The 12,889-nt window shown below is 55.1% G+C and carries 13 protein-coding genes; 3 read left to right on the top strand and 10 right to left on the bottom strand.

Features of this window, described 5'->3' with window-relative positions:
- Nucleotides 1-877 (top strand): IS91 family transposase (locus PFRI_RS00135; protein ID WP_072628745.1); only part of this gene is annotated, 877 nt, incomplete at its 5' end.
- On the top strand, nucleotides 874-1,128 hold the full coding sequence (locus PFRI_RS00130) for a hypothetical protein (protein WP_072628744.1): 255 nt from the start codon (nucleotides 874-876) through the stop codon (nucleotides 1,126-1,128). The genes PFRI_RS00135 and PFRI_RS00130, both read left to right, overlap by 4 nt.
- A 289-nt stretch (nucleotides 1,129-1,417) precedes the next feature.
- Here PFRI_RS00130 and PFRI_RS00125 read toward each other — a convergent pair whose 3' ends face one another.
- From PFRI_RS00125 to PFRI_RS00085, 9 genes are read right to left on the bottom strand one after another with little or no spacing between them, the layout of a single operon-like run.
- On the bottom strand, nucleotides 1,418-2,983 hold the full coding sequence (locus PFRI_RS00125) for a flotillin family protein (RefSeq protein ID WP_072628743.1): 1,566 nt from the start codon (nucleotides 2,981-2,983) through the stop codon (nucleotides 1,418-1,420).
- A gap of 13 nt (nucleotides 2,984-2,996) precedes the next feature.
- A complete protein-coding gene (locus PFRI_RS00120) occupies nucleotides 2,997-3,803 on the bottom strand; it encodes a coniferyl-alcohol dehydrogenase (protein ID WP_072628742.1) in 807 nt (268 codons plus the stop codon).
- A gap of 1 nt (nucleotide 3,804) precedes the next feature.
- Nucleotides 3,805-5,271 (bottom strand): aldehyde dehydrogenase family protein, encoded by a 1,467-nt coding sequence (locus tag PFRI_RS00115; RefSeq protein WP_170124889.1) that lies wholly within the window; start codon nucleotides 5,269-5,271, stop codon nucleotides 3,805-3,807.
- A gap of 1 nt (nucleotide 5,272) precedes the next feature.
- Nucleotides 5,273-6,403, bottom strand: a complete 1,131-nt coding sequence (locus PFRI_RS00110) for an ABC transporter ATP-binding protein (protein WP_072628741.1) — start codon at nucleotides 6,401-6,403, stop codon at nucleotides 5,273-5,275.
- Nucleotides 6,396-7,127 (bottom strand): ABC transporter ATP-binding protein, encoded by a 732-nt coding sequence (locus tag PFRI_RS00105; protein ID WP_072628740.1) that lies wholly within the window; start codon nucleotides 7,125-7,127, stop codon nucleotides 6,396-6,398. Before PFRI_RS00105 ends, PFRI_RS00110 begins: the two co-directional genes overlap by 8 nt.
- A gap of 1 nt (nucleotide 7,128) precedes the next feature.
- On the bottom strand, nucleotides 7,129-8,064 hold the full coding sequence (locus PFRI_RS00100; RefSeq protein ID WP_072628739.1) for a branched-chain amino acid ABC transporter permease: 936 nt from the start codon (nucleotides 8,062-8,064) through the stop codon (nucleotides 7,129-7,131).
- On the bottom strand, nucleotides 8,061-8,927 hold the full coding sequence (locus PFRI_RS00095) for a branched-chain amino acid ABC transporter permease (RefSeq protein ID WP_072628738.1): 867 nt from the start codon (nucleotides 8,925-8,927) through the stop codon (nucleotides 8,061-8,063). The genes PFRI_RS00100 and PFRI_RS00095 overlap by 4 nt, the downstream gene beginning before the upstream one ends.
- Before the next feature lie 57 nt (nucleotides 8,928-8,984).
- Nucleotides 8,985-10,184, bottom strand: a complete 1,200-nt coding sequence (locus PFRI_RS00090; RefSeq protein WP_072628737.1) for an amino acid ABC transporter substrate-binding protein — start codon at nucleotides 10,182-10,184, stop codon at nucleotides 8,985-8,987.
- 51 nt (nucleotides 10,185-10,235) lie between these two features.
- Nucleotides 10,236-11,621 carry an aldehyde dehydrogenase gene (locus PFRI_RS00085; protein ID WP_072628746.1) on the bottom strand — a complete coding sequence of 462 codons (1,386 nt, stop codon included), beginning with the start codon at nucleotides 11,619-11,621 and terminating at the stop codon, nucleotides 10,236-10,238.
- Nucleotides 11,622-11,763: 142 nt separating this feature from the next.
- Between PFRI_RS00085 and PFRI_RS00080 the strand changes: the two genes are divergently transcribed.
- Complete coding sequence (locus tag PFRI_RS00080; RefSeq protein WP_084649535.1) at nucleotides 11,764-12,684, top strand: helix-turn-helix domain-containing protein; 921 nt, start codon at nucleotides 11,764-11,766, stop codon at nucleotides 12,682-12,684.
- A gap of 15 nt (nucleotides 12,685-12,699) precedes the next feature.
- On the opposite strand, the gene PFRI_RS21440 is transcribed toward PFRI_RS00080, so the two are convergent.
- The coding region (locus PFRI_RS21440; protein ID WP_217653397.1) for a hypothetical protein at nucleotides 12,700-12,889 on the bottom strand (190 nt) is incomplete at its 5' end.

Below are 12,889 nucleotides of genomic sequence, written 5' to 3'. Positions count from 1 at the left end.
CGCCCGTATCGCATATTGGAACAAGCGCGCCGTCTATGGCCAGCTATTTAAGGCATCGGCAGAAACAGTGACGACCATCGCCGCCGATCCCAAACGCCTCGGCGCGAAGGTTGGCATGACCAGCGTTCTGCACACTTGGGGGTCGGCGCTGACTCATCATCCGCACATTCATATGATCGTTCCGGGCGGAGGGCTGTCGCTCGATGGCAAGACGTGGATCGCGTGCAAGCCTGGGTTCTTTCTGCACGTTCGGGTGTTGTCGCGATTGTTCCGACGTCTGTTCATTGAGGGGCTGCTGGCTTTGCACCGTGCGGGTGAACTCAGCTTCTACGGCGATCTGGCTGGGTTGAGTGAAGCTGATACCTTCATCGCCTGGCTGGCACCATTCCGCAAAATAGAATGGGTGGTTTATGCCAAACCACCCTTCGGTGGACCCGAGGCCGTGCTGGCTTATCTCAGCCGGTATACCCATCGCGTCGCAATCTCAAATAGCCGCCTGATCAGTGCCGATGCCAATACCGTCGCGTTCCAGTGGAAAGATTATCGCATCAAAAACGGCGACCGCCGATGCGTCATGCGCCTTTCCACATCTGAGTTCATCCGCCGCTTTCTCATCCATGTGCTGCCGGACAGGTTCCACCGCATCCGTCATTATGGTCTGCTCGCCAGTGCAACCCGCAAGGCCAATATAGCAAAGGTTCGGATCTTACTCGGCGTCCAGCCACCTGAACCAACGGACGCGCCAGTCACCGAGGTCATCCCTCTCACACTGCGAGAACCATGCCCCGATTGCGGTGACGCGATGCGCATCATCGAGACTTTCCGGCGCGGCCAGAAACCGCAATCTCGCGCACCACCCAGAAAGGCAGCCGCATGACGAGACGCACGCCACCAATCAACGACTATTCTCTGAACGGCATCGCGTTCAGCGCTGATATCGGTTTGCATAAACGGGCAGTAACAGCACTTGGTGCGTTCGAAATTGAGACAAAGCACCCCACAAAACAAGCGCAAGCGCATCAATTCTCAGCGCATGACGCAAAGGACCACCAATTCGAAGTGCCCTCGGAAGAACCGACTTCGCGCTTTCCCCATAGGGCAAACCCAGACCCCACGGCTTCCTCCTAGTCATGTTTCCCAACGCGGGCCACCGTCGCACCAAGAGGAGAAATCACGCTCAGGCCCGCATCGAAAAACCTTAAACAAAACGGCCATTGCTCGGTTTCAGTTTAATGGCAGGTGCCATCGGCTTTGCGAGACAAAGTTCCGGTTCGTCGCAAGCGAGCAAACGGAAGTTCAATCCAAAAAGCGTTTCGCAACGCTGATCTACGCCTTTCGCAACAAGTCTTGGTCGCCGTGCAACTCTGCTGGCCGCATGAGATCGTGAACATTGCTTGTGGTTAGCTCTTTAGGTGCTTCAAGATCGATCATCTTTTGGCTTTGGGGCCATTTTAGGCAAGGTCGCATCAACATTTACACCTATGCTTTCGCCGAGTTTTTGCAGAGCAGGCAAAGACACGGCCATATCCATGATGGCATCAACGGTTTGATTGACCGGCGACGTTGACCCCCCTCCGCTTGCCCGATCCAGGCCGCTCATTTGATTGATGGAAATACCAGTGATCTTCTCAGCGGGCTTCACTATTTCCGAAATAATTTTTGGAAGCGCCTGAAGACGGGCCAGTTCCAATTCCATAGCCACCTGTGCTTCAGAGCGTGCATTTTCTGCTTCGATATGGGCAAGGTTAGCTTCACTTTCGGCAAGCTTCATAGCCTTGAACGCTTGGGCTTCTTCGCGTTTTGCGGCTGTTTTGTCCGCGGCTGTCGCTTTGTCGCTAGCCGCCGTGATCTTGGCACGCGCGGCTGTCGCCTCGGCCTGTTCTTGAGCTGCGATCAGCGCCAAGGCCTTGCGCCGTTCGGCTTCGGCCATTTGGCGGGCAGTTTGGACGGCCTCAGATGCTTTGACAGCATCAAGACGGGCGGTGTCAGCTTCCGCATGGGCGCGGCTTTCTTCCTGCGACTTTGCCGCAAAGGAAATCGCACGGTCTTGTTCGGCCACCTCTAGAGCGCTTGCTTGGGCAATTTCAGCCGTGCGCAACGCTTGCTCCTTGGCGATATCGGCAGACGCGATGTCCTGTTCCATCTGAATGCGGGCGTGGGCGGCAGACCGCTCGCTATCTGCCTTTCGCGCGGCGATTTCGGATAGCTGGGCAGCCAACAGAGTTTCGACTTCTTGTGTCTGAGCGATTTCAGCGCGTCGTTGATCAAGATTGATTTCTAGCTTGCGCCGTTCGGCTTCCATTGCTGAGCGAGCGACACTGACCTGACTGTCTCCTTCAATTTCAGCACGCTCTCTCTTTGATTTTGCAATCACCTCGGCCAGTTTTCGCATTCCGACAGCGTTAAACGCGTTGTTTTCATCCAGCGACGCAAAAGGTGTCTGGTCAAGCGCGGTGAGGGATACAGAGTCCAATTGCAGCCCGTAGTTCGCAAGCGTGTCCGCCAAAGCATCACGCACCTGTTTGACGAAACTAGCGCGGTTTTCGTGTAGTTCATCCATTGTCATCTGCGCGGCGACGGATCTCAGTGCGTCGATCATCATGCCGTCTATCAAGCTTTTGAGTTGATCAGGTTGGAATACCCGCTTGCCCAAGGTCTGCGCTGCACGTGTGACCGCATCATCATTTGGCGTCACGCTAGCATAAAATTCCGCGCCTACATCAACCCGCAACCGGTCTTTGGTAATCAATGAGGATTCCCCTGATCGAGCGACATCCATGCGCAAAGTTTGCATATTCACGCGGTTGATCTCGTGAAAGAAAGGGATCGCCAAGGTGCCACCGTCGATGACAACGCGCCTGCCGCCAAGGCCCGTGCGTACGAGGGCAACTTCGTTCGTTGCGCGTTGATAAAAGGACGCCGATAAAGCGATGATCACCGCGGCGGCGATGAGAATAATTATAATCCAAGCCAGTGCAGACATGATTTGGCCTCCCTTATGATGACAGCCCGTGCATTTCGCACAGGATGTTTGATGACATACCGCCGTCGGCGGGAATATTCGTGCCGCGGATCCATGTCGTCATATCTGACAGCAGGAACGCAACGATTGGTGCAAGGTCTTGCGGTGTGCCCGGGCGGTCCATAATACGCGCATCTTCTTCGGCCCGCGCGCCAAGCGTTTCCAAGAAATCACTTAAAATGGGCGTATCGACGGGGCCCGGGCTCACCGTGTTCATCCGGATACCCCGATCACGCCACGTCCAGCGGTTTTGCATCGTCCAAGCAATCAGCGCTTCTTTGGAAAAAAAGTAGCTGCGACCGCCTGCATTCGTGATCTGATGCTCAGCCGCAAAGCGCGTAGCGTCATCTACATGAACACCTTCGCTGGCAAGGATAGCCGGAATTGCGTCCGACCAGCCAAACCCAGCAAGCGAGGCCAAGTTCACAATGCTGGCCCCGTCGTTGAGTTTTGGCAGCAGGCCAAGCGTCAAGTGTTTCAGTCCAAAAAGGTTCACAGCGAGCACTTTATCGGCAGGTGCCGTCGGTGGCAGCCCTGCGATATTTGCAATCCCGTCGATCCCCTTGGGCAGGACATCAATCAGCGCATCAATCGTAGCTCCATCGGTCAAATCAGCGCGGTAGAACTCCTCGACGTGGTCAAACCGCTTGGTAACATCGACACCCAAAACCTTTGCGCCCATGGCCGTGCAAAGCCGAGCTGTTTCCAAGCCAATGCCCGAAGCGGAGCCAGTAACAAGTATGGTTTTGCCCTTCAACAAGGGTGCGCGTTCCCAGCTCATCTTAAAACACTGGTGGGAATGGGCGCCCACCACGGTCAAGCGTGATCCAGCGCGTTTCGGTAAAGGTTTCCATCGACCATTTGCCCCCATGTTTACCAACGCCGGATGCTTTGCTGCCCCCAAAAGGCACATGCGGTTCGTCATTCACGGACGAGCAATTCACATGGCACATCCCCGTTTCGAGCTTGCGCGACATCTCGAGCGCACGATTTTCATCCGCTGTGATGATACCCGAACTCAGCCCGTATTCCGTATCGTTGTTCAGCGCGATAGCCTCGGCATCGGTTTTGAAAGGCACGACTACCGCCACAGGCCCAAAGGTTTCATCCTGCCAGACCGCCATGTCAGGGGTGATATTTGTCAAAATCGTGGGCTCCACAAAACGATCCCAAACACGCCCGCCCAGCACAGCCTTTGCCCCTTTCGCGAGTGCGTCTTCAATTTGGAACTTCACCCGCTCGACCTGCCTGTCGTTAATAAGCGGTCCGATCACATTGGCCTGATCCGCCGTGTCGCCGGTTTTCAGTTTCGCGGCACGGGCAACGAACTGACGCAGGAAGTCGGGATAGATACTTTCGTGGACCAGCACCTTCTCGACGGACATACATATCTGGCCTTGGTGCATAAAGCTTCCAAAACTCGCGGCTGAGGTCGCGCGATCCATATCCGCGTCTTCCAAAACGATCAGGCTGTCTTTCCCGCCAAGCTCAACGCATGCTTTTTTCAGATGCGCTCCGGCCTTGGCCGCGATCTGGCGACCAACAGGGGTCGAACCTGTGAACGAGATGCCCTTCACAATCGGGTTCTCGACCAGTTCATCCCCCATCTCGGACACACGGTCGCGTGAGCAGGTCACGACGTTGAACACCCCTTTTGGGATACCTGCCTCTTCCATGATTTCAGCAAAATACAGCCCGCCAGCATAGGGCGTATCTTCAGAAGGTTTCAGAACGATTGTGTTGCCCGCAGCCAGCGGAAAGGCAAAGCCTCGCGCGGTTAGAATACCCGGCATATTCCACGGGCTGATCACACTGACAACGCCCATGGGAACGCGTTCAACCATCGACACTTTGCCATGTTGCGAGGGCAGCATTTCACCAACAGCATTATAACACATGGCAGCTGCAGCGCGGAACACGTCGGGCACGTAGCCCGCCTCAAACATACCCTTGCCAAACCACCCACCGCCTTCGGCTTGGGCGGCGGCGACATAGTCCATTTTGCGGGTTTCCCAAACGTCCGCGGCCTTAAGTAAAATTTTAGCACGGTCCTGAAAATGCAATTTTGACCATGCAGGAAAGGCAGATTGAGCAGCCGCAATGGCTTCGCGCGCTTCCGCGCGACCACCTTCGGGAATATGGGCCCAAACGGCGCCCGTTGATGGATTGATATCGTCAAACGTAGAGCCTGAAGATATCCAGTTCCCTCCAATAAACATGCCTTTGATCTGTGTCGCCGTATCAAGCATCCTATTTCCTTTCAAAACCGCTGCCGTCCGGTTGGCGGCGGTACACTTCGACGCGCGGGGCGCGGTAAACTTCAATGATGGGGCGGGGTTTTGGTTCTGCTTCGCGGTCAGCGGCGGGCGGAGCCGAATATTGACTTTGAAGTGGATTTGGCTTTGAGCGGTTTCGTGCATTCACGGCGCTACGTTCAATCTCGACCAGTGTGGCGGCAAGGCGATCTTGCGGAATGAAGGCGCTTGGGGTCTGCGTCGGAGAGGGGCGCCTTTGCACGCTTTGACTGGCGGCTGCAGCAACCAGATCATCCACTGATCGGCCCAAGATAGCATTAGCCGATTGCGTTTTCTGACTGCGCGGCTTGATTGCGAATGTCTGTACCACGGTTTCGGGCATCTCTACTTCTGACTCTGGCGTGGCCTCGTCGCTACTGCCAACACCCAGATAAGCCGCCTGAACCGCTGGATCACGCATTAAGTTTTCGGCGGTATCTTCATGCACCACATGGGCGTTCTCGATGAGATAGCCGCGATCGGCAATGGCCAGCGACTGCTTGGCGTTTTGTTCCACCATCAAGACCCCAATGCCAAGGTCGCGGACCCGCGCAAGATTTTGAAACAGCTCTTTTGACAAGAGTGGCGACAGCCCGAGCGACGGTTCATCCAGCGTCAGGATCGTCGGGTTTGACATCATTGCCCGCCCGATGGCGACCATCTGCTGTTCACCGCCTGACATGGTGCCGACGATTTGTTTGGTACGCTCGGAGAGTTTTGGAAACAGGCTATAGACACGATCAAGTGTCGATTTTTCATCGTCGCGGGCACGCGAGGCATAAGCCCCTAGGGTCAGGTTTTCACTCACCGTCAGATCGGGGAAAACACCGCGCCCTTCGGGAACAAGCGCAAGTCCCGCGTCTACGATCTTGTTGGCAGACAGCGCGGCAAGATTGGTGCCATCAAGACGAATGTAGCCGTCAACCGCGCCTTCACAAATGCCACTAGCTGCCTTCAGCAGTGTCGACTTTCCCGCCCCATTGGCCCCAAGGATGACGACGATCTCCCCTTTTTCCACTTTGACCGAGGCATTCTCCAAGGCGCGGTGCTGGCCATAACGCACGGTAATGTTTGAGAGTTCAAGCATCGTCGTCCCCCAGATAAGCGCGGATGACTTCTTTGTCGGACAACACCTGTGACGGCGTGCCTTCGGCGATTTTGGTGCCCGCAGCCATGACGACACAGCGATCACACAAGGAGCGGATCGCATCCATGACGTGTTCTACCAGAATAATGGTGCGGCCTTCGTCACGCAGGGATTTGATCAGGGTAATCCCGATCTGCAATTCGGTCGGGTTCAGACCTGCCAGCCATTCGTCTAGCAAAAGCACTTTGGGATCGCTGGCAAGAGTGCGGGCAAGTTCGACGCGTTTGGTGTCAATATAGGTGAGTTGGCCCAAAGCCATGTCGCCTTTGCCGCCAAGTCCAACTTTTTCCAACAGCTGGTCCGCATGGTCATGCGCCTCGTGCCCCCAACGACGGCGGTGTCCAAAAACAGCACCAGCAACAACGTTTTCGCGCACATTCATAGACGGCAAGAGCCGCACCAATTGGAAGGTCCGGCTGACGCCTTTCCGGTTGATCGTTTGAGCCGGCAGGCCTGAGATCCGGTTCCCCCAAAGCGAGATATCACCAGCGGTCAGCGGCAGCGCACCAGATACTAGGTTCAACGTGGTTGATTTTCCGGACCCGTTTGGTCCAAGCAATCCGACGACCTCGCGCTCGGCCACGTCAAAATCCATGGCGTTCACTGCGACAAGGCCGCCAAAACGTTTGGTTACACCGCGCAAGGAAAGGACTGGCGTTGCCATGCTAGAATCTCTCTCTTGTGTTGATGCGGTGCATAATCTTATTCAGTAATCCGACAAAGCCACCTGGCAGCAGGTAAACGATAACCAAGAATGCGACCCCGATCACCAATGTGGTCTGGTTTGGAAAATTGGATGACACAGCTTCTAGCAAGAACGTAAAAGGAATGACCCCAACGAGTGGCCCCCAAAGCCGCGAGGCACCGCCCAAAAGTGCCATGATGACGACTTGGAAAGAAAGGATCGGCGCAAAGGCAAGCGAGGGTTCAATATAGACATATCGCGGCGCAAGGATCGCGCCTGTCATAGCGGCCACGGCCCCCGGCACCATAAACAGGAGCACTTTGGCGCGGGCGGTATTGATGCCCGAATGGGCGGCGACGGTTTCATCATCACCGATAATCCGCAATGCAAAACCAAGGCGTGAGCGTCCAATCAGCCAGCCCGCAAGAAAGACGATTGCGCAAAGGCCGAGCAGCCACCAATAGATGCCTGCCTCATCCAGATCGGTCAGGACATAAAGCCCTTTCTGGCCTGTGTTGTTCTGTACCCAGGTGATAACTTGTCTGACCAGCTCAGCCAGTCCTAGCGTGAATATCACGAAATAGACGCCAGATAGGCGAAGCGTTGCAAGACCGACAAGTGCAGCAAGAATGGCTCCGATCAAACCAGCAAGGCCGACCAAGGACCAGAATGGGAGGTTGTCGATGCCAAGGCCTGTCACATAGGTTCCGACGCCAAAGAAGGCGGCAGTGGCAAGGCTGATGTAATGGGTTGGCCCCGAGAACAACGCCCATGACGTCGCAAGGGCCGTAAACATCGCAATGGTCACACCAAGTCCAAGCCAATAGCCGTTGTCGCCCAACGGTAGCAGAGCGCATATCGTAAGAGCCAAAGCGGCAAGGAAAAGGTTACGGATATCTGTTCCGGTCAGGCTCATGTCGGTTTCTTTCCGAACAGGCCTTGGGGGCGGAACAACAGAATGCCCAAGAACATGACGTAGGCCGCAGCCAGCGTCAGGCCGGGGTCAAGCAGACTGGCCACAACCGTTTCTAGGATGCCAAGTAATAAGGCGGCGACGATGGTACCGCGTACGTCGCCAACACCTCCCATGATCACGATGATCAACGCTTTAAGAGTAAAGACCACGCCCGTTGATGCATCCAGTGTCAAGTAGGTTGAGATCAGCGCACCGCCCACTGCCGTCACCGCGCCTCCAAGCGCGAAGGCCAGCGCCGAGAGGTGTTTGACGTCAATACCGACCAATCTCGCAGACGCCGGGGCCGTTGCAATCGCGCGGATCGACAGACCTGCGCGCGACCAATTGAGCCATACATAAAGTGCACCGCACATCAGGACGGCCATCACAAATGACAGCACGCGGTTCGCGCCGTAAGTACTGCCAAGTAATTCAACAGGAACGGCCATGAAACTGTATGAAAAGTAGTCTCCACCAAAAAAGCTCAGCATCAGGCCAACGCCGATGAAAGACAGTCCAAAAGTGGCAAGAATACTGTCCGTCTCCAACTGCCCGCGGTTTTTGGCACGGTTAACCAAAGGTTGAAGCATCACGCGGTAAATCAGCCAGTTCAGCGCGAAGGCCAGAGGGGCGACCAGAAAGATCGTCAGGATCGGACTAAGCTGTGTGGAAGTATAAGCGATAAACGCAAAGTACCCGCCTGCCACCAGAATTTCGCCGTTGGCCAGATTCATGATCCGCGCAACGCCGTATTGCAGGTTTAGACCCATCGCAATCAGCGCATAGGTGCCGCCAAGCAAGATACCTGTGATCAGAATGTCCAAGGGGGTGGTTCCTTTGTCGTATGGATTGGGGCGGCAGGTATGCCGCCCCGTTTGAGATTACTCCCAGCCGTCTTTCAAGATGACAGGCACCGTGCCGTCGCGGCCGCGAGATGCGACACCTTTGAACACGCCACCTTGCCACTGACCCACGGTCCAGAAATCAGCGTTGGAGTTGTTTTCGTCAAAGCTGATCGGGCCCAGAATCGTCTCAAAGGTGCTTTCCTTGAGATGCGCCGTTACATCTGCTCGGTCCAGACCGACTGCTTCGATTGATTGGGCGAGGATTTCAAGCGACGCGTAGGTCGTCGCAGAAGCCCAATAGTCGGGCTTAGATCCTGTGACGGCCTCATGTGCGGCTGCATATTCCATGAAAGCGGGGCTTTCAGGGTTTACGCCACCGGCACCCAACACGCCCTCAGCCGCAGCACCAAAGCGGGCACCATAGCCCGGGAATGGCGTGGCAACGGCTGTATAGAACGCTTTGACGTCGAGATTTTCAATCATCGCTTGTTCGGTCAGACCAAACGTATCGGGCGGATAGGACCATGCCACGAAGGCATCAGGTTCAGCCGCCGCCGCCCCTTTGATCACAGGCGACAAGTCCTGCGTGCCAAGTGGGTAGGATGTTTCATAAACGATTTCGAAGCCGGCTCCTTCGAACAGAGGTTTTGCAGCAGTTGCCAGTTCGATCCCAAAGGCATCCGCCACGTTTACCATGGCAACTTTATCGCCCATCTGGCCCGCATCGCGCATGTCGCTCAAAACTTTGACGACATCGGCCGCAAGCGCTGTCGTTGTGCCCAGCGTGAAGAACATATTCGGGAATTTGTCAGATAGATCGGCCTGCTGATCGGTGATCGCAGACACCGCGATCTGGGGATAGCCATAGCGATCAAACAAGGGCGCCGCAGCAAGGTTCAGGCCCGTGCCATAAGGGGCGATGATAAAGTGCGCGTCGTCCTGTGTTGCAAGGCGCTGAACGGCTTTGATCGTCTCGCCAGGGTTTGTCTGATCGTCATATTCAATCAGTTCGATCATCATCTGTTCGCCGTCAACGGTGAGCCCGCCCGCTTTGTTCACCTGATCCACCCAAAGATATATCGATGGCCACTGCGTGACAGTCGCACCACCAGCTAGCGGGCCAGTCTTTGGTGCAACCGCACCGATGCGGATTGTATCAGCGCTGGCAGCACTTGCCACCAAGGCGCTTGCGATTGTCAAAGCACTGACAAGTTTCAAAAATGGTCTGCGGTTCATTGCGTTTCCTCCATTTTGCAATTGGTCGTTTGGGCATATGCCCATCTGGTCTCAAAGCGTTGGTGTGTGTCCCGCTTGGTGGGTTGCGATCCAACGCAGTTCGGTAAACTCATTGATGGCCTGTTCGCCGCCAAAGCGCCCATAGCCACTATTCTTCATGCCACCAAAAGGCATTGCAGGGTCGTCATGGACGGTCGGTCCATTGATCTGTACAACTCCGTATTCAAGCCGATCAGCGATGGCTTGGGCGCGATCCAGATTGCGGGTGAACACAGCAGCGTTCAAGCCAAATTCAGAATCATTGGCGATTGAGACGGCTTCTTCGGCGTCATAAACCCGCATGATGCTGGCCAAAGGACCGAATGTTTCTTCACGATAAAGCCGCATATTTGCAGCAATGCCGTCCAGCAATGCGGGTTGCATCACGCAGCCATCGATTTGCCCACCAACCAAAAGACACGCACCCTTTGAAACGGCATCTTCGATAAGGTCATTCACACGTTTGGCGGCATCTGCCGAAATCAAACGCCCAAGAGTGGCGATTTCCGCGACCGGATCAGCTGCCTTAATTTGGGCCGTCCGGGCCTGCAATTTGGCGACAAATGCATCAGCGACAGATTTAACCACAATAATCCAATCGGTGGACATGCAAATCTGGCCCTGATTGAAAAAGGCCCCGAAACAAGCAGCCTCTACAGCCGCATCCAGATCGGCGTCCTCCAGAACGATCAAGGGCGCTTTGCCGGACAGCTCAAGTAACACCGGTTTCAGGTAGCGCGCCGCCTCCATCGCAACATCGCGGCCAACACGGGTCGAGCCGGTAAAGTTGATCCGCCGAATGCAAGGATGTGCAATCAGTTGCGCCATTGTGTCGTGCGCATCCTCCGGATCGCTGACGACACACTTGAGAACACCATCGGGCAGCCCTGCGCCATTGAGGACATCCACCAAATGCTGGTGCGTTTTGGGGCAATGTTCCGACCCCTTCATCACAACCGTATTGCCGCACATCAAAGCACCTGCGACAGCCCGCACCCCGAGCACAATCGGCGCGTTCCACGGCACCATGCCCAAAACCACACCAGCCGGTTGGCGGCGTATGATCGAGCGTTTGCCTGTCTGAGGATCAACAACTTCGCTATCCTCCAGCGCCGGGGCAAGGCTTACAACATGGGCAAGCATGCCAATCGCAAGATCAATCGTAAACGACGTCCATGCATGTGACGCGCCAACTTCTTTCGCTGCCAGATCGTAGAATTCTTCGCGACGAGCATCCAGTACATCCATCATTGTTCGCAGGATCACAGCGCGCTCTGCGACCGGCATACGTGACCAAACAGGGAAAGCCGCTGCTGCTGAGTTCACCGCACTATCAACTGCAATGGCCCAATGATCAGATCCGGAAACCAGATTAAGTTCTGACGCCTGAAGTTGCAACAATAGCTCCCCTTTTTCCTGCGTGAACGAACCTCCCGAAGTCCACGCAGTCGGAGCGCTCTGCGTCCCGTCCAATGAACTATAGCCAAAAGAATTTTCTACAAAATATTGATATCTGGCATTTTAGTGTCAATATCTGGCAATGAGAGTTACGTTTGATCAGCTTGCCCACCCAACAGCACATCACGCAACGGTCCATACGGATGTGTTTCGCAGTGGTCTGGACGACCGCTTTGTTGGGGGGTTAGTAGATTTTCCCGGCCGAACGGTTCAATGTATCATGGTGCTGTCAGGCAATGCGCTTCGCATCAAGGCCGACAGCGAAGAGATGATTGTTGGGCCTGCAATCAATTGGGGGCCTAAATCGTCTGACACTCGGATTAAAGCAAAAGCGGGGAGCAACGGCATTATCATGACGCTTGGTGATGCGACCCTCAGCAATGCGATCGGGCACAAGCCAGAAGCAGCAGCCCTGCGTCTCATGTCCGCACGGGAATTCACGCTCGGCCTGACCGCAAAACCTAACATCGCACAAACGATCTCGACTTGTTTTGATGCGATTTTTAAGGAATTGGACGCTGGACAAACAGGCATGGAGACCGTGATAGAGGCGCAAATCCGGATCATGCTTGTGTCACTTTGGCGTGCTGGGGTGAATGAAATGATAGAGGATCAGAGCTATAAGTCTGCAAATTTGACGCTTGAACGCTTTCGCCACCTTGTAGAAGCACATTTGCGCCAACGCTGGCCCGTACATCGATTCGCGACAGAATTAGATGTTTCGCCGGACCGACTGCATGACATTTGCACGCGTACGTTGGGAAAACCTCCGCAGCGCCTTATCCGGGATCGCCTGACGTTCGAGGCGCAGGCACTTCTGCAACGTTCTCATCAAACACTTGATCAGATTGCTGACCATCTGGGGTTTCGCAGCACCTCACAATTCAGCGCGTTCTTCAAAGCTGAAGTTGGGGTTCCACCTGGATCATTCCGGCGCGCAAGCAGACAGCAAGGATGGGAAGAAAAGGCTGCACAGGTGGGTAGCTACGCAGATTGGCCATAGTTATTACACTATCGCTTAGGGTGTGGCGGAGATCGTTTGTGGCAAGAATAGATCAAAAGTTTTTTCGAAGGGTTTTAGACCACAACCAACACAGTGGACATTTGGACAAAGCGCAGCATCGGTAATATGGGCTCCTGGACTAAGCCGCTTGCGCGGCAGTGGCGCTTGTTGCGGTCGTTCTACTTCCTGATCTGACGTTGTTTTC

The sequence above is a fragment of the Planktotalea frisia genome, assembly GCF_001890925.1.
GTDB classification, from domain to species: Bacteria; Pseudomonadota; Alphaproteobacteria; order Rhodobacterales; family Rhodobacteraceae; genus Planktotalea; species Planktotalea frisia.
The sequence above is the reverse complement of the archived record's forward strand: the minus strand, read 5'-3'. Positions and strand labels throughout refer to the sequence as shown.

Bases quoted from the DNA above. Each gene is read 5' to 3' on its own strand.
- PFRI_RS00130 (WP_072628744.1), top strand. From the start codon at position 874: ATGACGAGACGCACGCCACCAATCAACGACTATTCTCTGAACGGCATC.
- PFRI_RS00125 (WP_072628743.1), bottom strand. From the start codon at position 2,983: ATGTCTGCACTGGCTTGGATTATAATTATTCTCATCGCCGCCGCGGTG.
- PFRI_RS00120 (WP_072628742.1), bottom strand. From the start codon at position 3,803: ATGAGCTGGGAACGCGCACCCTTGTTGAAGGGCAAAACCATACTTGTT.
- PFRI_RS00115 (WP_170124889.1), bottom strand. From the start codon at position 5,271: ATGCTTGATACGGCGACACAGATCAAAGGCATGTTTATTGGAGGGAAC.
- PFRI_RS00110 (WP_072628741.1), bottom strand. From the start codon at position 6,403: ATGCTTGAACTCTCAAACATTACCGTGCGTTATGGCCAGCACCGCGCC.
- PFRI_RS00105 (WP_072628740.1), bottom strand. From the start codon at position 7,127: ATGGCAACGCCAGTCCTTTCCTTGCGCGGTGTAACCAAACGTTTTGGC.
- PFRI_RS00100 (WP_072628739.1), bottom strand. From the start codon at position 8,064: ATGAGCCTGACCGGAACAGATATCCGTAACCTTTTCCTTGCCGCTTTG.
- PFRI_RS00090 (WP_072628737.1), bottom strand. From the start codon at position 10,184: ATGAACCGCAGACCATTTTTGAAACTTGTCAGTGCTTTGACAATCGCA.
- PFRI_RS00080 (WP_084649535.1), top strand. From the start codon at position 11,764: ATGAGAGTTACGTTTGATCAGCTTGCCCACCCAACAGCACATCACGCA.